Origin of the sequence: Geodermatophilus sp. DF01-2, assembly GCF_004571065.1 — a bacterium.
GTDB lineage: Bacteria > Actinomycetota > Actinomycetes > Mycobacteriales > Geodermatophilaceae > Geodermatophilus.
Map to the genome: position 1 here is coordinate 19,002 of NZ_SPQN01000015.1, position 19,036 is coordinate 38,037.

At 75.6% G+C, this 19,036-nt stretch carries 19 protein-coding genes; 13 read left to right on the forward strand and 6 right to left on the reverse strand.

Translation table 11 applies throughout. The features are described 5' to 3' along the window. Positions 1-69: 69 nt before the first annotated feature. Positions 70-2,400: an MMPL family transporter gene (locus E4P41_RS06785; protein ID WP_245177154.1), complete on the forward strand. Its 2,331-nt coding sequence runs from the start codon at positions 70-72 to the stop codon at positions 2,398-2,400. Continuing rightward, positions 2,397-3,122 carry a DUF2993 domain-containing protein gene (locus E4P41_RS06790; RefSeq protein WP_167760947.1) on the forward strand — a complete coding sequence of 242 codons (726 nt, stop codon included), beginning with the start codon at positions 2,397-2,399 and terminating at the stop codon, positions 3,120-3,122. The genes E4P41_RS06785 and E4P41_RS06790 overlap by 4 nt, the downstream gene beginning before the upstream one ends. 3 nt (positions 3,123-3,125) lie before the next feature. Here the strand turns inward: E4P41_RS06790 and E4P41_RS06795 are convergent, their stop codons facing one another. After that, on the reverse strand, positions 3,126-3,830 hold the full coding sequence (locus E4P41_RS06795) for a hypothetical protein (protein WP_245177155.1): 705 nt from the start codon (positions 3,828-3,830) through the stop codon (positions 3,126-3,128). Positions 3,831-4,194: 364 nt separating this feature from the next. Beyond that, the gene (nhaA, locus tag E4P41_RS06800) at positions 4,195-5,574 is read right to left on the reverse strand and encodes a Na+/H+ antiporter NhaA (protein ID WP_135140148.1); all 1,380 of its coding nucleotides are present in this window, start codon (positions 5,572-5,574) and stop codon (positions 4,195-4,197) included. Between the two features lie 268 nt (positions 5,575-5,842). Here nhaA and murD point away from each other — a divergent pair, with 268 nt between their 5' ends. The 10 genes from murD (at position 5,843) to E4P41_RS06845 (ending at position 14,649) form a co-directional block, all read left to right on the forward strand. After that, a complete protein-coding gene (gene murD / locus E4P41_RS06805; protein WP_167760948.1) occupies positions 5,843-7,186 on the forward strand; it encodes a UDP-N-acetylmuramoyl-L-alanine--D-glutamate ligase in 1,344 nt (447 codons plus the stop codon). After that, the gene (locus E4P41_RS21945; protein ID WP_167760949.1) at positions 7,179-8,537 is read left to right on the forward strand and encodes a hypothetical protein; all 1,359 of its coding nucleotides are present in this window, start codon (positions 7,179-7,181) and stop codon (positions 8,535-8,537) included. Before murD ends, E4P41_RS21945 begins: the two co-directional genes overlap by 8 nt. A 74-nt stretch (positions 8,538-8,611) precedes the next feature. Next, the gene (locus E4P41_RS06810) at positions 8,612-9,502 is read left to right on the forward strand and encodes a glutamate cyclase domain-containing protein (RefSeq protein WP_167760950.1); all 891 of its coding nucleotides are present in this window, start codon (positions 8,612-8,614) and stop codon (positions 9,500-9,502) included. A 10-nt stretch (positions 9,503-9,512) separates the two neighbouring features. Continuing rightward, positions 9,513-9,977, forward strand: coding sequence for a Fur family transcriptional regulator (locus E4P41_RS06815; RefSeq protein WP_135140151.1), 465 nt, complete (start codon positions 9,513-9,515; stop codon positions 9,975-9,977). Next, positions 9,977-11,098: a folate-binding protein YgfZ gene (locus E4P41_RS06820; RefSeq protein ID WP_135140152.1), complete on the forward strand. Its 1,122-nt coding sequence runs from the start codon at positions 9,977-9,979 to the stop codon at positions 11,096-11,098. The genes E4P41_RS06815 and E4P41_RS06820 overlap by 1 nt, the downstream gene beginning before the upstream one ends. A gap of 26 nt (positions 11,099-11,124) precedes the next feature. Further along, positions 11,125-11,682 carry an aerial mycelium formation protein gene (locus E4P41_RS06825; RefSeq protein WP_135140153.1) on the forward strand — a complete coding sequence of 186 codons (558 nt, stop codon included), beginning with the start codon at positions 11,125-11,127 and terminating at the stop codon, positions 11,680-11,682. A gap of 125 nt (positions 11,683-11,807) precedes the next feature. Beyond that, entirely contained in the window at positions 11,808-12,752 is a 945-nt protein-coding gene (locus tag E4P41_RS06830) for an asparaginase (protein WP_135140154.1), read from the forward strand. Between the two features lie 88 nt (positions 12,753-12,840). Further along, on the forward strand, positions 12,841-13,356 hold the full coding sequence (locus E4P41_RS06835; protein WP_135140155.1) for a helix-turn-helix transcriptional regulator: 516 nt from the start codon (positions 12,841-12,843) through the stop codon (positions 13,354-13,356). Next, a complete protein-coding gene (locus tag E4P41_RS06840) occupies positions 13,353-14,126 on the forward strand; it encodes a hypothetical protein (protein ID WP_135140156.1) in 774 nt (257 codons plus the stop codon). The genes E4P41_RS06835 and E4P41_RS06840 overlap by 4 nt, the downstream gene beginning before the upstream one ends. A gap of 232 nt (positions 14,127-14,358) precedes the next feature. Then, complete coding sequence (locus E4P41_RS06845) at positions 14,359-14,649, forward strand: DUF2516 family protein (protein ID WP_135140157.1); 291 nt, start codon at positions 14,359-14,361, stop codon at positions 14,647-14,649. A 13-nt stretch (positions 14,650-14,662) separates the two neighbouring features. On the opposite strand, the gene E4P41_RS06850 is transcribed toward E4P41_RS06845, so the two are convergent. From E4P41_RS06850 to E4P41_RS06860, 3 genes are all read right to left on the reverse strand, one after another. Then, positions 14,663-14,866, reverse strand: coding sequence for a PspC domain-containing protein (locus tag E4P41_RS06850; RefSeq protein ID WP_135140158.1), 204 nt, complete (start codon positions 14,864-14,866; stop codon positions 14,663-14,665). 148 nt (positions 14,867-15,014) lie between these two features. After that, a complete protein-coding gene (locus E4P41_RS06855) occupies positions 15,015-15,878 on the reverse strand; it encodes a fused MFS/spermidine synthase (RefSeq protein ID WP_135140159.1) in 864 nt (287 codons plus the stop codon). 332 nt (positions 15,879-16,210) lie between these two features. Continuing rightward, positions 16,211-17,065, reverse strand: a complete 855-nt coding sequence (locus E4P41_RS06860; protein WP_135140160.1) for a class I SAM-dependent methyltransferase — start codon at positions 17,063-17,065, stop codon at positions 16,211-16,213. Positions 17,066-17,099: 34 nt separating this feature from the next. Here E4P41_RS06860 and E4P41_RS06865 point away from each other — a divergent pair, with 34 nt between their 5' ends. Then, positions 17,100-18,107, forward strand: coding sequence for a UDP-N-acetylmuramate dehydrogenase (locus E4P41_RS06865; protein ID WP_135140161.1), 1,008 nt, complete (start codon positions 17,100-17,102; stop codon positions 18,105-18,107). Positions 18,108-18,206: 99 nt separating this feature from the next. Here E4P41_RS06865 and E4P41_RS06870 read toward each other — a convergent pair whose 3' ends face one another. Next, complete coding sequence (locus tag E4P41_RS06870) at positions 18,207-18,992, reverse strand: SDR family oxidoreductase (protein ID WP_135140162.1); 786 nt, start codon at positions 18,990-18,992, stop codon at positions 18,207-18,209. Positions 18,993-19,036 lie beyond the last annotated feature (44 nt).

Below are 19,036 nucleotides of genomic sequence, written 5' to 3' on the forward strand. Positions count from 1 at the left end.
TCTCTACCCGCCGACCGACCGGGGTATCCGGGGCTGGCGGCCGAGCGGACGGCCACGTCGGGAGGCTCCGTGACCGGTCTACCTACCCTCCGGTGGGTCGTCGCCCTGCCCGGGCGCGTGGCGCGGGCGTCGGCACGGGCACTGCGCACCGCGGTGGTCACCGGACGCTGGGTCGTCGTCGCCGCATGGGTGGCCGCTGCCGCCTTCGCCGTGCTGGTCCCCGCAGCCGGGCAGGGCGGTGGCGGCGGCGGGAGCATCGGCAGCCTGCTGCCTCCGGACAGCGAGGCGGTCGCCGTCCAGCAGCGGTCCCTGGAGCACTTCCGCGTCCCCGTCCTGTCGGACACCTCCGTCGTGGTGCACAACCCGGACGGGCTGGACGCGCTCGCCCGTGCGGACGTCGCGCTGTGGGCGCTGGCGCACACCCAGGCCTACCTGGAAGGCGAGGTCCCGCCGGGGACCGGCCAGATCATCGGCGCCGTCCCGCTGCCGTTCGGCTCCTCGGAGACGGCGGTCAGCTACGTCTACACCTCGCCGCGGACCGGGCTGGAGGAACGGGTCGCGCTCGGCCAGCAGTACGCCGCGCACTTCCGCAACCAGCCCGGCGTGGAGACCTACGTGACCGGGGTCCTCCCCGCGCAGGTCCGCCAGGTCCACCACCTCGAGGCCCACCTGCACACCTTCGAGATCGCCACGCTGATCCTCATCGCCGTGGTGGTCGCGTTCGCCTTCCGGTCCGTCGTGGCTCCGCTGGTCGTCCTGTTCACCGCCGGACTGGGCTACCTGGTGGCCCTCCGGGTCCTCGACAGCCTGGCCGCGGCGCTCGGCTTCGCCCTCCCCGACCAGCTGCAGCCGCTCGTCGCCGCCCTGCTCATCGGGGTGGTGACCGACTACTGCGTGCTCTTCTTCTCCGGGTTCCGTCGCGAGCTCGGCCGGGGCCTGCACCGGCACGAGGCGGCCCGCCGCACCGTGCTGACCGAGGGGCCCATCGTGGCGGTCGCCGGGATCACCGTCGCCGCGGGCACCGCCGCGCTCCTCGTGGCCGACTTCCAGCTGTTCCAGGCCTTCGGCCCGGCGCTGGCGCTGGCCGTCCTGGTCGGCATGGTGGTGTCCCTGACCCTGATCCCCGCCCTCATGGCGATCCTGGGGCACCGGCTCTTCCTCACGATCGGGACCGGCCGGCCGGCCTCCGGCGAGCACGCGCCCAGCCGGCTGACGCGCTGGTTGGCCGGCGCCGTCTCCCGGCGCGGCGGCGCGGCGGTGGCGGTGCTGTTCAGCCTGGGACTGCTGATCCCGGCGTCGCTGCCGCTGACCGACCTGCGCATCGACGTGTCCTTCGTGTCTGAGCTGCCACCCGACGACCCCGTGCGCGTGGGGGCCCGGGTGCTCGCGGAGGCCGGTGTCCGCGGGGCCGTGGCGCCCACCGAGGTCCTGGTGGAGGGGGACGGCGTCGTCGCGCAGCGCGCGGCGCTCGAGCGCTTCCAGGCCGCTCTCGAGGAGCAACCGGGGGTGGCCGAGGTTCTCGGCCCGGCGGACACCCCGCTGCAGGATGGCCTCGGCCTGGTCCTCGCCGAGGACGGCGATGCCGCGCGCTTCGTCGTCGTCCTGGACAGCGACCCGCTGGCCGCGCCGGCGATCGCCGACGTGGGCCTCCTGCAGGAGCGGGTGGACGAGCTGCTCGCGGCGTCCGGCGTCGAGGACGTCACCGTGGGCGTCGGCGGCCAGACCGCCATCGCCGCGGAGCTGGCCGAGATCACGCGGGAGAACCTGCAGTCGATCCTGATCGCGGCCCTGATCATCGAGTTGCTGATCCTCTGCCTGTACCTGCGTGCCGTCCTCGCCCCGCTGCTGCTGCTGGCCTGCAGCGCCCTCGGCGTGGCCGCCGCGCTGGGGCTGGCCGTCCTCGTCTTCCAGGGCGCGCTCGACAACCCGGGCCTGCTCTTCTTCGCGCCCTTCACCACGGCCGTGCTGCTCCTGGCGCTGGGCTCGGACTACAACGTCTTCGCGGTCGGCTCCATCTGGGAGGAGGCCGGCCGGCGGCCGTTGGGCGAGGCCATCAGGATCGCGATGCCGGCCACCGCCGGGGCGATCAGCGCCGCCGGCGTGATCCTGGCGGCGACGTTCGCCATGGTCGCCATCATCCCGCTCGGACTGTTCCGGCAGATCGCCTTCGTCATGGCGGTGGGCCTGCTCATCGACACGTTCCTCATCCGCCCGGTGCTCACCCCCGCCGTCCTGACCCTGCTCGGCCGGGCGGCCGGCTGGCCCAGCCGCCGCATCCGCACCTCGCCGCAGGCGCCCGGGGACCGGAACGGGACGGACGACGGCGAGGGCGGGGACGTCGAGCCGGTGGAGTCGGGGCCGGGCGGCCGGGACGTCGCCGAGGCGGGGCGGACCCGGTGAGCCGCGGACGGACCTCAGGCCTGGTCCCCCTGCTGCTGGGCGTCCTCGTCGGGGTGGGGCTCCTGCTGTGGGGGCTCGACCGGCTGGCCCGGGAGGCCGCGGAGTCGTTGCTGGCCGAGGAACTGCAGCAGGCGACGGGGGCGGTGCAGCCGCCGACGGTGGAGATCGAGGGCGGGCCGGTCCTGCTGCAGGCGCTCCGCGGCCGCTACGACGCGGTCGAGGTGACGATGCAGCAGATCTCGAACGGGCCGCTGACCCTCGACGGCGTCCAGGCCGGACTCCGTGGCGTGCACCTGTCCCTGCACGACCTGATCGTCCGGGACGCGGACGCCGTCGTGGTCGAGCGGACCGCCACCGAGGCGCGCCTCGGCTACGACGCCCTCGACCGCTACCTCGGCTTCACCGGCCGGCAGTTGACCGTGGGCCCGGCCGGCCCCGGGGAGGTGCGGGTGGCGGGGAAGGGGCAGGTCCTCGACCGCAGCTACCGGGCCTCGGCCGTGGCACCCGTCGACGCTGCGGCCGCTGCCCTGGTCGTCCGCCCCACCGGCCTGCGGTCCGAGCCGGCCCTCGAGGGAACCGCCGAGCTGCTCGCCACCGAACGCCTCGGCTTCCGGGTGCCGCTGGACCTCCTGCCCTTCGGCCGGGAGATCACCGGGATCGAGGTGGGCGGGGACGCCGTGACCGTGCGGACCACGGGCAGCGGGGTCGTGCTGCGGGACTGAGGCTCAGCCCTCCGGGACGGGGTTGAGCGGGTCGTCGGCCCGCCCCACCCGGTCGTCGGGCGACGCGGGGGCGACCTCGAGGTCGGGTGCGCTCGCCAGGTCGGCGATGCACGCCGCGCTGCCGCCGACGTAGGTGCTCACCAGGTCGATGTCGGTGGTGACGAGCCAGGCGCGGTCGGCCGGCCACCAGAGGTTCGCGCTCTGCTCGTGCGGTTCCGGAGCGAGGTTGCGGGACGCGTCGCGGACGGTGCCGCGGACGAGGACGACGTCGTGCCCGCCGGGCAGCGCGAGTCGGGAGGCGCCGCCGTGGCCGGGGACGTCGTAGCCGAACCCGTCCCAACGGCCGAACCAGCACTCCCCCGGGGTGCCGGTGTGCCGGGCCAGCACCCGAGCCAGCCGGTCGGCCACCGCGACCGGCAGGTGCCCCTCGGCCGGGGCGCCGTCCCAGGTGGGCGGCTGACTGTCCTCGTGGTGGTACTCCCAGCCGCCCGTGATGCCCGCCCACTGCACGAGCGGGTGCGCGACCGTCCCGTTGGCGGCGGCCACCTCCGCCCAGGTCACCTCGACGTCGTCGTCCCCGACGTAGCGGTAGGCGGGGTGGAGGACGGGGGCGTAGGCCCCGAACACCGGCGGCACGAGTGCGGCGACGGTGCCGGGCGCGGGGCGCAGGCTCTCGGCGATCCAGGCGCCGGAGGAGACGTCGGTCACGATGCCGGCTTCCCCGCCGAGGCCCCGCCGCCGAGCTGCACGGCCGCGGCCTCCTCGGAGAACGGACAACCCCCGGGCTGCTCCGCGGCGCCCTGCCTGGCGGTGCCAGGGGGCTGCACGCGGGCCGGCTGGACAAATGCCGGCGGCCCGGGGGTCGGGTGACTGTCCGGTTCTCGCTCGCCGCCGTACGACGGACGGGCGATCATGCCGTCGTTCGGATTCCACTCCGAACGGGCGGCCCATCTGGACGGCGGCTAGCGGACAGCCACCTCACGAGTCCGATAAGAATTCAATTGTTCGGACCACCTCCCTTCTCGTGTACCCCGACGGTACGTCGCGGTCGAGGGGGCGGCAACGCGGATTCTCAGCCGTCAGCGGAATCGCCGACGGTGCGGCCGGGAGGTGACGCCCCCCGCCAGTCGGGGTCGTGCTCGGCTCGGTCGTCGACGGTCTCCCGCTGGTAGACGTCCGGGATCCCGTCGTGGTCGAAGTCGGCGCGCTCGTCCTCGTAGATGCGCTTGTAGCGGCGGTTGCGCAACCGCAGGACGACGGCGGCCAGGAGCGCGGCCAGCAGGGTGCCGGCCAGGATGCCGACCTTCGCGTCCTCGTAGGTGTCCGACCCCATGCCGTAGGCCAGCTCGGTGATCAGCAGGGACACGGTGAACCCGATGCCGCCGAGCAGGGCCAGGCCGAGGACGTCGGGCCAGCCGAGCTCCTCGTCCAGCTCGGCCCGGGTGAAGCGGGACACCAGCCAGGTGGCGGCGGTGATGCCGACCGCCTTGCCGACCACCAGCCCCACGATGATGCCGACGGCCACGCTGTCGGTGATCGACGCCGTCAGCCCGGCGAGCCCGCCGACCGACACGCCGGCGGAGAAGAAGGCGAACACCGGGACGGCGACCCCGGCGGAGATCGGCCGGATGCGGTGCTCGAAGTGCTCGGCCAGACCCGGCCCGGCGTCCGGGCCGCCGGCCGCCGCGCTGCGGACCACCGGCACGGTGAACGCCAGGAGCACCCCGGCGACGGTGGCGTGCACGCCCGATTCGTGCATGAACACCCAGGTGAGCGCGGCCAGCGGCAGCAGCAGCCACCACGAGCGGATCCGCTTCTGCACGAGGAACCCGAAGACGGCCAGCGGGAGGAACGACAGCAGCAGGAACCCGACCGACAGCTCCTCGGTGTAGAAGACGGCGATCACCACGATCGCCAGCAGGTCGTCGACGACGGCGAGGGTGAGCAGGAAGGTGCGCAGCGCGCTGGGCAGGTGGGTGCTGATCACCGCCAGGACGGCGAGGGCGAAGGCGATGTCGGTCGCGCTCGGGATGGCCCAGCCGCGCAGGACGCCGTCCGCCCCGCCCAGGTTGATCAGCACGAACAGCAGGGCGGGCACGGCCATGCCGGCCACCGCCGCGGCGATCGGCAGCGCGGCCCGGCGCGGATCGCGCAGGTCGCCGGCGACGAACTCGCGCTTGAGCTCCAGGCCCGCCACGAAGAAGAAGATCGCCAGCAGGCCGTCGGCCGCCCAGGCGCCGAGGCTGAGGTCCAGGTGCAGCGAGGCCGGGCCCACCCGCGTGTCCCGGAGCGTCTCGTAGGCCGCACCCCACGGCGAGTTGGCCCAGACCAGGGCGACCGCGGCGGCGGCCAGCAGCAGCGCCCCGCCGACGGTTTCCTTCCGGAGGACGGCGGCCATCCGGCTGGCCTCCCTCCAGGAGCCGCGGCCGAAGAGGCGGGTGGGGGTCGTCACGGGGGGCTCCTGTGGGGAGGGGTCGGCGGAGACGTTGCCGACCAGACTTCCCGGCGCACCTGCCGGAACCCTACCGGCGGCCGGCTGCGGACGCCCCGTCCGTAGAAGGGCCCCCTGTCCCCCGCCATGGAAGGACCCCGTCCTCCCCACCCTTCGCAGGCTCAGGGCGGTGCCCTGGACGGGGCCGGCGGCGGGACCCTGCAAGGGGCCTGCTCCGTACAGTGGAGGCCGTGACCCTCCGCTGTGCACGGCCGTCCGGGGACGGTCGGTGAGGCTCGACGGGCTGGCCGGGGGCCGGGTCGGCGTCTGGGGGCACGGGCGCGAGGGGCGCGCCGCGGTCCGCGCCGCGCTGGTCGCCGGCGCCGCGGGGGTGGTGGTCGTCGACGCCGTCCCGCCCACGGACCTCCCGGAGGGCGTGCAGGCCGGCCCGGACGTCGCCGCGCTCGCCGGGTGCGACGTGGTGTTCCGCTCGCCCGGCATCAGCCCCTACCGCGAGGACGCCCGCGCGCTCGCGGCCCGGACCTGCCTCACCTCCGGGACCGGCGTGGCGCTGGCCGAGTTCGCCGCCCGGGGGGTGCCCACGCTCTGCGTCACCGGCACCAAGGGCAAGAGCACGACGAGCGCGCTGGCCGCCGCGGTGCTGGTCGCCGCCGGCCGGCCGGCGGTGCACGCCGGCAACATCGGCACCCCGCTGCTCGACGTGCTGCTGGACGGTCATGTCACCGAGGGCGGGGCCCCCGGCGGGACGTCGCTGGTCGTCGAGGTCTCCAGCTACCAGGCGGCCGCCGTCGAGGGCTGGTCCGGGTGGGGCGCGGTCACCTCGCTGGCTCCCGAGCACCTGGACTGGCACGGCGACGTCGCGACCTACTACCGCGACAAGCTGCACGTCTTCGCCGGCTGCGGGCCGGGCTCGGTGGTCGTCGGCGCGCAGGCCCGGCCGGTCGCCGAGCGGCACCTGGACCCCGCCGTGCTGGTCGACCCGGCCGACGTCGTCCCGGAGGCCCGGCTGGCCGGCTTCCGGCCCGAGCGCCTCGCGGGCGTGCACAACGTCGCCAACGTGCACGTCGCGCTGGCCGCGTGCGTGCGGATGGGCGTGGACCTCGACCGGTCCGGGGACGCCGTCCGCGCCGCCGTCGCGGGGTTCCGGGCCCTGCCGCACCGGCTCTCCCCGGTCGCCACGCGGAACGGCGTCACGTTCGTCGACGACGCGCTGAGCACCACCCCCGTGTCGGTGCTCGCCGCCCTCGACGCCTTCGCCGGGCAGCAGGTCACGCTGATCGCCGGCGGGCAGGACCGCGGGCTGGACTACACCGACCTGGCCCGGGCGGTCGTCGCCCGCGGCGGGACGGTGCAGGCGGTCACCATCCCGGACACCGGCGCCCGCCTCGCCGCCGGCATCCGCGCGGCTGCGGCCGCCGCCGGCGTCGACGCCCCGGTCACCGAGACCGCGTCCCTGGCCGAGGCCGTGGGAGAGGCGCTCCGGACGGCGCGCCCGGGCGGCCTGGTCCTGCTCTCGCCGGGAGCGCCCAGCTACAACCGCTTCCGCAACTACGAGGAGTTGGCACGGACCTATGAACACATCCTCGTCGACGCCGGAGCGCAGCGTGTCTGACCACGTGGCGGACGACGCCTTCGTCGTCGCCGACCGCTCGCTCGACCTCGCCACCGGCGAGGCCGCCTTCACCTACCGGCTGGCCGGTGACGAGTTCACCGAACGGCTCACCCTCGACACCGACCTGCTGCCCGGCGCCGACCCGGCGCGGGTGGACGCGGCACTGGACCTCGTCCACCTCGTCATGGGCACCAGCTACTACAAGCTGCGCGCCGCCGGCCGCGTCGTCGTGCAGCGGCCGGTGACCAAGGCCCAGGCCGCCGTCGCAGAGGCCGCCTACACGCACGGCCTGGGGGAGTTCGCCGCGGTCAACCGGCTGCCCGTGCCGCACGAGGTCGCGTTCGACCTGGAGCTGACCGACGAGCGCCCCGCACCGGTGGACCGCGGCGGCCAGCGTGATGAGCCGGGCGCGCTGCTGCCGGTGGGCGGCGGCAAGGACTCCGCGCTGGCGCTGGTCGTCGTGCAGCCGGCCACCGCGTTGGCGGTCAACCCGACCGACGCCCAGCGGGACGTGGCCCGCTCGGCGGGAGTCCCGCTGATCGGCGTCCGTCGGCGGCTGGACCCGCTGCTGGCCGAGCGCACGCGGGCCGGCGGGCTCAACGGGCACGTGCCGGTCACCGCGATCAACTCAGGCGTGGCCACGCTGGTCGCCGTCCTCGGCGGGTTCGACCCGGTGGTCTTCGCCAACGAGCGCTCGGCCGACGAGGAGACGCTGTCGGTCAACGGCGCGCGGGTGAACCACCAGTACTCGAAGTCCTACGAGTTCGAGCGGCTCTTCGCCGCGGCGGCGGCGGAGGTCGGCGTCACCTACTTCAGCCTCACCCGCCAGCTCTCGGAGCTGGCGACGGTCGCGGCGGTGGCGAACCTGCCCGAACTGCGCGGTGAGATCCTCAGCTGCAACCGCTCCTACACGCAGGCGCACATGGGCTTCCGGGATGGCGGCGAGGCCGTCCAGCGCTGGTGCCTGCACTGCGACAAGTGCCTGTTCACCTTCCTCTGCTTCGCGGTCTTCCTGACCCCGGAGGAGGCGCGGGAGATGTTCGGCGGCGACCCGTTGCGGGACCTCTCGCTGGTCGACGGCTTCCGGCGGCTGTGGGCCACGGAGAAGCCCTTCGACTGCGTGGGGGAGCGCGCCGAGAGCGCCGCCGCGATGGCCCACCTGGCCGGTAGTGCGGCCTGGGGCGACCACCCGGTCGTCCGCGCGCTGGGGGACGAGGCGGCGTCCTTCGCCCGCGTCACCGGTGCGACCGTGGAGGGCTTCCTGCCGCCGCGCGGCGAGCACTCGGTTCCCGACCGGTACCTGGCCTCGCTGCGGCGGGTGCTCGCGGAGGCCCGCCCGCCGGTGACGTGACCGAGCTCGCGAGGTCACGCGGAACACAGCACGGCAGGCGGCACGGAGCCGACCCGCGCCGGCGAGGAGGTCACGTGACGGCCGAGGCGTTCGCGGCGGTCGAGCGGGTGCTGCAGCGCCCCGGCGCCCGCGACGTCACGGGCCTGGCCGGCGCCGTTCCCGGCCAGTTCGCCCGGCTGACCAGGGAGCTCGCCGCCGCCGGGCGGGCCCGCAGCAGGGTCGGCCTGACCACCGGCGTGCACATCGCCTGGGCGCCCACCCCCGCGGCCGAGACCGACGGCCCGGTCGGCACCGCCGTCCTGGCCGCAGCGCTGAGCACGCTCGGGGCCGAGCCGGTCGTGCTCACCGACGACCCGTGCGCGCAGGTGACCGCCGCGTGCCTGGAGGAGCTCGACGCGGGGAGGCTGGAGGTGGTCCCCGTGTCCGCGGGCGGAAGGCAGGTGGCCGACCGGGTGGCGGCGCTGAGGCTGTCGCACCTCGTGGCGGTCGAGCGGCTCGGCCCGGCCGCCGACGGGCGGGTGCTGACGATGCGCGGGTTCGACGTCACCGACTGCACCGCGCCGCTGCATGCGGCCTTCGCCCTGCCGGGCCTGGTCACCGGGGCGGTGGGCGACGGCGGCAACGAGATCGGCATGGGCAACGTGCCGGCCGCCGTGATCGCCGCGTGCGTCGCCCACGGGGAACGGATCGCCTGCCGGGTGCCGGTGGACGCGCTCGTGGTGGCCGGCACGTCCAACTGGGGTTGCTCCGGGCTGGTCGCCGGTCTCGCGCTGCTCGTCCCCGAGCACCGGGCCGCGCTCGCCGCGCTGCTGGAGCCGGCGGTCGACGCGCAGGTGCTCGACGCCGCCACCGCGGCCGGCGCGATCGACGGCGTCACCGGGCGGCCCGGCGCCACGGTGGACGGCGTCCCGGTGGCCGGCTACGCCGACCTGCTCGCCGACCTACGTCACCTGACCCGGGAATAGGCTCGACGGCGTGCCGCACCCGCACCCATCCGAGGACGCCCCGCCGCTGGCCGAGCGCCTGCGCGCCCGCGGGCTGCGGCTGACCACCCAGCGACAGCGGGTCCTGGCCGCGGTCGCCGCGCTCGAGCACGCCACCCCGGAGGCGATCGCCACCCGGCTGCGCGAGGAGGCCGGTTCGGCCGGCGCGGCCCCGGACACCTCGACGGTCTACCGCAACCTCGAGCTGCTCGAGCGGCTCGGCCTGGTGTGGCACACCCACCTCGGCAAGGGCGCGCCGGTCTACCACGCCGCCGAGCACCCGCACCTGCACGTCGTCTGCGCCGGCTGCGGGGAGATCTCCTCGGCCGACCCCGCGTTGCTCGACGGCGCCGCGGAACGTCTGGCCGCCGACCTCGGTTTCCAGCTGGACGTGGGGCACGTCGCGCTGTCCGGGACGTGCCGCGCCTGCCGCGAACGAGCCGGAACGGAGTCCTGATGTCCATCCCGAGCCCCCTGCTGTCACGCCCCGGCGCCGTGCCGGTGGAGGACGGGTCCGTTCCCGGATGGGTCGTCGCAGCGCACTACGGCAGCCCGCTCCGCGAGCAGCGCGAGCTGGCCGAGGGCGCCGGCCTGGTCGACCGCAGCGACCGCGACGTCCTCGTCGTCCCGGGTGCGGACCGGCTGACCTGGCTGCACAGCCTCACCACCCAGCACCTGGAACGGCTCGGCGACGGCACCGGCGCCGAGGCCCTCGAGCTCAGCCCGAACGGGCACGTCGAGCACCACCTCGTGCTCGCCGAGCTCGCCGGCACCACCTGGGTCGACGTCGAGCCCGGCACCGGGGCCGCGCTGCAGACCTACCTGGACCGGATGCGCTTCCTGCTCCGCGTCGAGCCGGCGCCGGCCACCGACGCGTGGGCGCTGCTGTCGCTGGTCGGCCCCCGGTCGGACGCCGTGCTCGCCGCCGCCGGCCTCCCGGTGCCCGCGGAGCCGTACGCGGTCCTCGGCCTGGCCGGCGGCGGGTGGGTGCGCCGGATGCCTCCGCTGGGGGACGGCGCCCCCGCCGTCGACCTGCTGGTGCCCCGCGCGGAGCTCGCCACCCACGCCGACGCACTGCTGGCCGCAGGGGCCGCGCCGGCCGGGCTGGCCGCGTACGAGGCGCTGCGGGTGGAGGCCCGCCGGCCGCGGCTGCACGTCGACACCGACCACCGCACCATCCCCAACGAGACCGGCTGGCTGGCCAGCGCCGTCCACCTGGCCAAGGGTTGCTACCGCGGGCAGGAGACCGTCGCACGGGTGCACAACCTCGGCCGCCCGCCGCGACGGCTGGTGCTGCTGCACCTCGACGGGCTCTCCGAGGAGCTGCCCGGGCCCGGGACGCCGGTGCGGTCGGGCGCCCGCGAGGTCGGTCGGGTCGGCACCGTCGTCCGGCACCACGAGCTCGGCGTCGTCGCCCTGGCGCTGGTGAAGCGGTCGGTCGCGATGGACGTCGAGCTGACCGTGGGCGGGGCCCGCGCCGCGATCGACCCCGACGACGCTCCCGCCGCCCTCGACGACACGGTGGCTGCGGCGCGGGAACGGGTCCAGGCCGTGCGGTCTGGGACCATCCCCCGGTGATCGCCCGACCCCGTGGAGGCCCTGCCGTGACCCCCGAACCGACCCGCGCCGGCGGCACCGCCGTCGACGCGCTGCTGGACCCCGGCTTCCTCGAGTCCGCGGTGCAGCTGCCGATGGCCGACGTCCGCCGGCTGCGCCGCCAGGCCGAGCAGGAGGAGGTCAACCTCTCCTACACCCGGCGGCTGCTGCAGGGCCGGCTGGACATCGTGCGCCGCGAGCTGCAGCGGCGCGCCGAGCACGACGGCCGGTCGCTGGTCGACCTGTTGCCGGAGATCCTGGCGGAGAAGGGCCGCGGCCCGGCCCACGGTCTGGGCCGTCACCAGACGGTGCAGCCGGCGGCGCCCGAGGAGTACGAGGCCTGGGTGCACTCGCTGACGCCGGGCGTCGACCTCTCCGCGGTCCCCGAGCTCTCCGACGCCGAGCTCGAGCAGGCCGCCCGCGGGCTGGCCGAGGCCGAGGGGTCGCTGTCCGAGCGCCGCCGCGGCGTGCAGCGGACCATGGACGGGTTGGCCGCCGAGCTGGGCCGCCGCTATCGGAACGGCGAGGCCGACGTCGCCGCGCTGCTCGCCGACGAGGGCCGGTGACGGACCACCCTTCCTCCCATCGGCCCCGTCCCGAGGCTCACCCCGAGCCTGCGAGGGGTGAGGAGGACGGGGTCCTTCTGCTGAAGGGTGGCCGGTTCCAGCACCTCACCTGGCCGGAGAACCCGGTGCTGGTCGAGGTGTGGCGTTCGGGCTTCCTCGAGTCGGTGCACCGCGGCTCGCTGGTGGTCGTCGGTCCCGACGGCGCGGTGCTGCTGGCCGTGGGGGACGTGGAGCGGCCGGTGCTGCCGCGGTCGTCGAACAAGCCGGTACAGGCCACCGCGCTGCTCGCCGCCGGCTGGACGCCGCGCTCGGATGAGGAACTGGCGATCGGCGCCGGGTCGCACTCGGGCGAGGACGGCCACCGCGAGCTGGTCGCCGCCATGCTGGTCGCTGCCGGCCTCTCGCCGGACGACCTCGGCTGCCCTCCGGCGCTGCCGATGCACGACCCGACCTACGCCGCGTGGCTCGCGGCCGGCCGGGCGCCGGAGCGGCTGGCGATGAACTGCTCGGGCAAGCACGCGGCGATGCTGGCCGCCTGTGTCGCCGCCGGCTGGCCGACGGAGGGCTACCTGGAGCGCGACCACCCGCTGCAGCAGGCCATCGAGGCCCGGCTGGAGGAGGCCGCCGGCACTCCGGTGGCCGCGGTCGTCGTCGACGGCTGCGGTGCCCCGCAGCACGGACTGCCGCTGACCGGCCTGGCCCGGAGCGCCTCCTCGCTGATCGAGGCGGTGGCCGGCACGCCGGAGCGGGCGGTCGCCGACGCCATGCGCGCGCACCCCTGGTTCGTGGCCGGGACCGGCCGGGAGGACACCGACCTCATGCGCGCCGTCGACGGCCTGCTGGTCAAGGGCGGTGCGGACGGGGTGCACGTCGCCGCGTTGCCGGGGCGCGGCGCGGTCGCGCTCAAGCTGGACGACGGCGGGGACCGCGGCCGCACGCCCGCGCTCTGTGCCGGCCTGCTGCGCCTCGGGGTGCCCGCCGGGCAGCTGGCCCCGTGGTCGCTGACCCCCGTTCCGGGCGGGAACGGCGTGGTCGGTGAGGTGCGCCCGGCCGCGGTGCTGGCGGGGTGAGCCCGAACCGGGGCGGTGTGAGGCGCTTCACGCCCGAGTGCTCGCTGCTGCGCTTGCAGGAGCTAGCACCCCGGCCTAGCGTCGGGACGTGCAGAACCCCGGCGAGTTCGTCCGTGAGCAGGTGACCACCGTCCGCGGGAAGGTGGATCTGTTCACGGGCAGTGTCGCGGGGACGGTGGCCGCCGAGCGCTCCAAGGTCGCGGCGACCGGGTCCCAGGTCGGGGAGTTCATCCGGGAGCAGCGCAACGCCGCCCGGGTGTCCCTCCGGGAGCTCGCCCGCGTGGCCGGGGTGAGCAACCCCTACCTCTCCCAGGTGGAGCGGGGGCTGCGCAAGCCGTCGGCGGAGATCCTCGCCGCGATCGCCAAGGGTCTGAAGATCTCGGCGGAGACGCTGTACGAGCAGGCCGGGATCCTCGACCGGCGGCCCGGCAACCCGGACACCGTGGCGGCGATCCGCGCCGATCCGTCGCTCTCGGAGCGGCACAAGGCGGTGCTGCTCGAGCTCTACGACACCTACGTCCGGGAGCACGCCGCGAGCGCCCCCGCCGCAGGGACCGGCCCCTCTGCTCCCACCCCTACCCGTTCCTCGAAGGAGTCCGCATGACCACGCTCAAGGAGTACGGCGAGGCCGTCGCCGTCCGGAACAAGACCGTCCTGCTCGCCGCCGTCGGCGCCGGTGACCTGGCCGTCGAGCGCGCCCGCGCCGTCCTCGGCACGCTGCGCTCGCGCGCCGAGGCCCTCCCCGGCGAGGCCCAGGTGCAGGCCGACCTGGCCACCAAGGAGGCCCGCACCCGCGCCGAGGAGGTCGTCGGCCGCGCCCGCGGTGCCGTGCGCTCCGCCCAGCACGCCGCCTCCGCCGTCCGCCCCGAGGTGGTCGTCAGCACGGTGGCCGGGCTGGTGAGCACCACCCGCACCCAGACGGTCGCCACCGTCGAGACCCTCGCCGTCCGCGGCGCCGAGGTCGTCGAGGAGCTGCGCCGCCAGCCCGGCGTCCGCACGGTCGTCGGCCGCGCCGAGCGCGCGGTGGACGCGGTCGAGGACGCGGTGGAGGAGGTGCTCGAGGAGACCGCCGAGACCGTCGCGGAGGCCTCCGACGAGGTCACCTCGATCGCGCAGAAGACGGCGGCGAAGGCCGAGAAGGCCCTCGACCGGGCCGAGGAGGCCACGCACGAGGTCGCGCAGGACGCCAAGGCAGCCCTCGCCGAGGCCGAGCCCGCGCCGGCCGAGCGCGCGCCCGCCAAGAGGAGTGCGGCGGCGAAGAAGACGAGTGCGGCCAGGAAGGCGGCGCCGGCCGGGACCTCGGCCCGGGTGACCCGCGCCCGCACCGCCAAGCGCACCGACCCGACGGCGGTTCCTGCCAAGCGCAACGGCTGACGAAGGACCCCCTGCCCCCCACCGTGTAAGGACCCCGTCCCTCTCACCCCTCGTAGAAGGACCCCGTCCTCCCCACCCCTCGCAGGCTCGGGGCGGTGCCCTGGACGGGGCCGGTGCCCTGGAGAGGGCCGCGACCCAGGGCCCCGGAGCTGCACCACGCGCTCCGGGGCCCTGTCGTGTCGGGGGCCCGCGTTTCCCGGGGAGGTGTCCGCCGGCGAGTACCCTGCCGGGCATGCTGAGCTTCCAGGGTCTGGTTTACGCGGTGCTCTTCTACGCGGCCCTGGGGCTCGCCGCATGGGCGTTCGTCGACGCCCTCATCCGTCCTGCCGCCGGCTACGTCGCGGCGGGCAAGCTGACCAAGCCCGGCTGGGCGGCCATCCTCGGCCTCGCCGTGCTGATCATCGTGCTGACCCGTACGCCGCTGAGCCTGCTCGGCCTGCCCGCGGTCATCGCCGCGATCGTCTACCTCGTCGACGTCCGGCCCGCCGTCCGCGGGCTGAGCCGGGGCGGCAACAGCTGGTGAGCCGCCGGGGCGCTCAGTACCGGGTGTCCTTCGGGATCACGATCCACAGCAGCACGTAGGCGATGAACTGCGGGCCCGGCAGGATGCACGAGGCCACGAAGGCCACGCGCAGGCCGGTCCGCGAGATGCCGAAGTACCGGGCCAGCCCCGCGCAGACACCGGCGATCACCTTGTGACGCGTGTCGCGGCGGAGGGGCATGCGGGCGGGTGACCTCATGCCCCGACCCTACGGTCGCCGGCCGGCTCCTGCTGGGAGTGTGCGCGACCCAGGCCGAGGACGTGCCGTTGGGCGAATGTGCGCTCATCGGGGTCTTCCCACTGGCGGAAGACCCCGGTGAGCGCACAACGATCATGGGACGGCCGGCTCAGCGGCCGAAGACGCCGTCCGGAGGCTCGGGCGAGCCCACCGCGTCGACGTCGCGTACCGGCTGCACCCTCCCGGCGAAGCGGTCCAGGTCGGCGCCCTCGACCACCCGACTGGGCATCGGGTCGGCGGCACAGCGCCGGACCAGGGCGGGGACCGGCAGCTCGGCGTCCGCGGCGACGGCGACGAGGTTGCCGAACCGCCGTCCGCGCAGCGTGCCCGGCTCGGCCAGCAGGCAGACGTGCACGAAGACCGCGCGCAGCGTGGCCACCTGCCCGCGGGCGAACCGCAGCGGCGGCCCGTCGGCGACGTTGACGACGAACGTGCCCCCGGGACGCAGCACCCGGTGGGCCTCCTGCGCGTACTCCACGCTGGTCAGGTGCGCGGGCGTGCGCGCCCCCGCGAACACGTCACTGATGACCACGTCGACGCTGGCGGCCGGCAGCGCGGCCAGTCCGGCGCGGGCGTCGGTGGCACGCACCCGGACGCGGGCGTCGCGGGGCAGCGGCAGGTGGGCGCGGACGAGGTCGGTCAGCTTCTCGTCGAGCTCGACGACGCGCTGCCGGGAGCCGGGCCGGGTCGCCGCGACGTACCGGGGAAGGGTCAGCGCGCCGCCGCCCAGGTGGACGACGTCGATCGGCCGGCCCTCCTCCGCGGCGAGGTCGAGCACGTGGCCCATCCGGCGCACGTACTCGAACTCCAGGTGGGTCGGGTCCTCGAGGTCGACGTGCGACTGCGGCGTCCCGTTCACCACGAGCACCCAGGAGCCGTCCCGGTCGGCGTCACCGAGGATCTCGGCGGTGCCGCCGTCGACGGGCGTGGGGCCGGGCGGCACGATCGGCTGGGCCTGCCTGCGCGGGCTCATCGGGTCAGTGGGGCGGGACGCACGCCGGTCATCGTGCCCGGCGCGCCGTGCGTGAACGGAGGGAGGGCGGGACGGTGGGGACCGAGGTCGGGCAGGTCTGGCCCGAGGACTGGCGCAGCTGGCGCGACGTCCGGCTGCGAGAGCTTCGCGCGGACCCCGAGGTGTTCGGTGCCACGGCCGAGGCCGAGGCGCGGTACGACGAGGAGCTGTGGCGGTCGCGGCTCGACGGGACGGGCGGCCCGGCGGTGCTGGCCCGCGCCGGGGAGGACGTCATCGGTATGGGCGCGGGTTCCAGCGCGGACGGCGTTCCCGCGGTAACGCCGGTGCGTGTGTCAGACCGGGGCGACGGCGGACCAGCGGACGGTGACCTCGCCGTGCCGCCACCGGCGGCTGGAGCCGACGAACGGCCAGCCCTGGTCGGCGAGTGCCTCGACCGCGGCGGTCCAGCGCTGCCGCGGCCCGAAGGCGGACAGCCCGGCCGCGGTGGCCCACGCGGTGTCCAGCGCCCGGAGGAGCTCGTGCACCGGCTGGCCGGGAACGTTGTGGTGGATGAGGGCCTTGGGCAGCCGCTCGGCGAGGTCCGAGGGCCGGTCGAGGTCCGACACCCGCGCCGAGAGGGTCAGGGTCAGCGGCCCGTCGGCGTCCAGGGCGACCCAGGCCGAGCGCCGTCCCCACTCGTCGCAGGTGCCCTCGACGAGCAGCCCGCCGGGGCCGAGCGCGGCGCGCATCGTGTCCCAGGCATGGGCGGCGGACTCCTCGTCGTACTGGCGCAGCACGTTGAACGCGCGCACCAGCACCGGGCGCAGTCCGGCGAGCTCGAACCCGCCGACGCGGAAGTCGACCCGCGGTGGATCGCGGTCGGCGGCGACGGCGGTCACCCGGTCGGGGTCGATCTCCAGGCCGACCACCTCGAGGCCGTGCACCTCCGGGCCCAACCGGTCGGCCAGCTCGAGCGTGGTCACCGCGGACGAGCCGTAGCCCAGGTCGACGACGAGCGGCCGGGCGGCGTCACGCAGCCGCGGCACCTGGGTGGCCACCAGCCAGCGGTCGACCCGGCGCAGCCGGTTGGCGTTGGTGGTGCCGCGGGTCGGCAGGCCCAGCGCGCGTGCCCGGCCGGCGGCCAGCCGCGGGTTGGCCTTCCTGGGGAGGGTGGCCCGGCGCTTGTGGTCGCCGCCTGCCTCGCTCACCGGCCCAGAGCGTAGACGCGGTTAGCGTGGTGCCGTGCAGGTCCGACGGAACGCCCGCCTCGCGGAGCTGACGACCCTCGGGGTGGGTGGTCCCATCGACCGGCTGGTCGAGGTCTCCGACGCCGACGAGCTGGTCGCCGCCGTCCGCGAGGCCGACGGCGCCGGGCGGCCGCTGCTGATCCTCGGCGGCGGCTCCAACCTGGTCGGTCCGGACGACGGGTGGCCCGGTGACGTGGTCGCCGTCCGCAGTCGGGGCATCGAGCGGGACGGCGGCCGGCTGGTCGTGCAGGCCGGCGAGTCCTGGGACGACCTCGTGGCCCACGCCGTCGAGCAGCGGCTGGCCGGCATGGAGGCGATGTCCGGCATCCCCGGCTCGACGGGGGCGACGCCGGTGCAGAACGTCGGCGCCTACGGCCAGGAGGTCGCCCAGGTCATCACCGTCGTCCGCGTCTGGGACCGGGTGGACGGTGCGGAGCGCGTCCTGAGCCCGGCCGACTGCGGGTTCGCCTACCGGGACAGCCGGCTCAAGCGCGAGCCCGGCCGGTTCGTCGTCCTCACGGTGACCTTCGAGCTCGAGCCGGGGGAGCTGTCCGCGCCGGTCGGCTACGCCGAGCTCGCCCGCACGCTCGGCGTCGCGCTGGGGGAGCGGGCGCCGCTGGCCGACGTCCGCGCCGCGGTGCTGCAGCTCCGCCGCGGCAAGGGCATGGTGTGGGACCCCGCCGACCCCGACAGCCGCAGCGCCGGCTCGTTCTTCACCAACCCGATCGTCCCGGCGACGCACGCGGTGGAGGGCTGCCCGAGCTGGCCGGCCGGCGACGGGCAGGTCAAGCTCAGTGCCGCCTGGCTGGTGCAGCACGCCGGCTTCGGCCGCGGCACGCGCGACGGCCGGGTGGGGACGTCGTCCCGGCACAGCCTCGCGCTGACCACCGAGCCCGGGGCGACCGCCGACGAGCTCCTGGCCTTCGCGGACAAGGTCGTCGCCGGCGTCCAGGAGCGCTTCGGCGTCACCCTGGAGCGCGAGCCGACCGCGGTGCGGCCGTAGCGGAGTCGCAGGCTGACTCTTGCGGTTGTCCGCGCGGTGTCGCGGTCGTGCAGGACCGCAAGACCGTGTACAGGACCGCAAGAGTGGAGTCGGGGCGCGCTAAGCCTCGCGGGCGACCTTGTGCTGGGCGGCCTGTGCCCGCGGGCGGACGACGAGCAGGTCGACGTTGACGTGGTGCGGGCGGGTGAGCGCCCAGGCGATGCAGTCGGCGACGTCCTCGGCGACCAGCGGCTCGCGCACCCCGCGGTAGACGGCGTCGGCCTTCTCCTGGCTGCCGGTCCGGTTGAGGGAGAACTCCTCGGTCTTCACCATGCCCGGCGCGATCTCGACCACCCGCACCGGCTGCCCGCACAGCTCCAGCCGCAGCGTCTCGGCCAGCGTGTGCACCCCGTGCTTGGCCGCTGTGTAGGACGCCCCGCCCCCGTAGCTGATCAGCCCGGCGGTCGACCCGACGAAGAGCAGGTCGCCGGCCCCGGAGGCGACCAGCGCGGGCAGCAGCGCCTTGGTCAGCCGGACGGTGCCCAGCACGTTGACCTCGTAGGTGCGCGCCCAGGACTCCAGGTCGGCCTCGGCCACCGGGTTGGCGTCGAAGGCGCCCCCGGCGTTGTTGACCAGGACGTCGACCCGGTCGAGGGCGCCGGCGAAGTCCGCCACCGAGTCGGGGTCGGTGAGGTCCAGCGGCAAGGCGCGGGCACCGATCTCCTCGGCGAGCGACGTCAGCCGGTCCATCCGCCGCGCCCCGAGGACGACGTCGAAGCCCTCCGCCGCCAGCCGGGTCGCGGCGGCCGCGCCGATGCCGCTGGAGGCACCGGTGACGACGGCCGTCCGCCCCGTGCCGGGCAGCTCGCGGGAACCGGATGCAGGATGGGTCGAGGGGCCGGGCATGAGAACCATCCTGGCGTTGTTGCAGACTGCAATGTCGAGCGGGT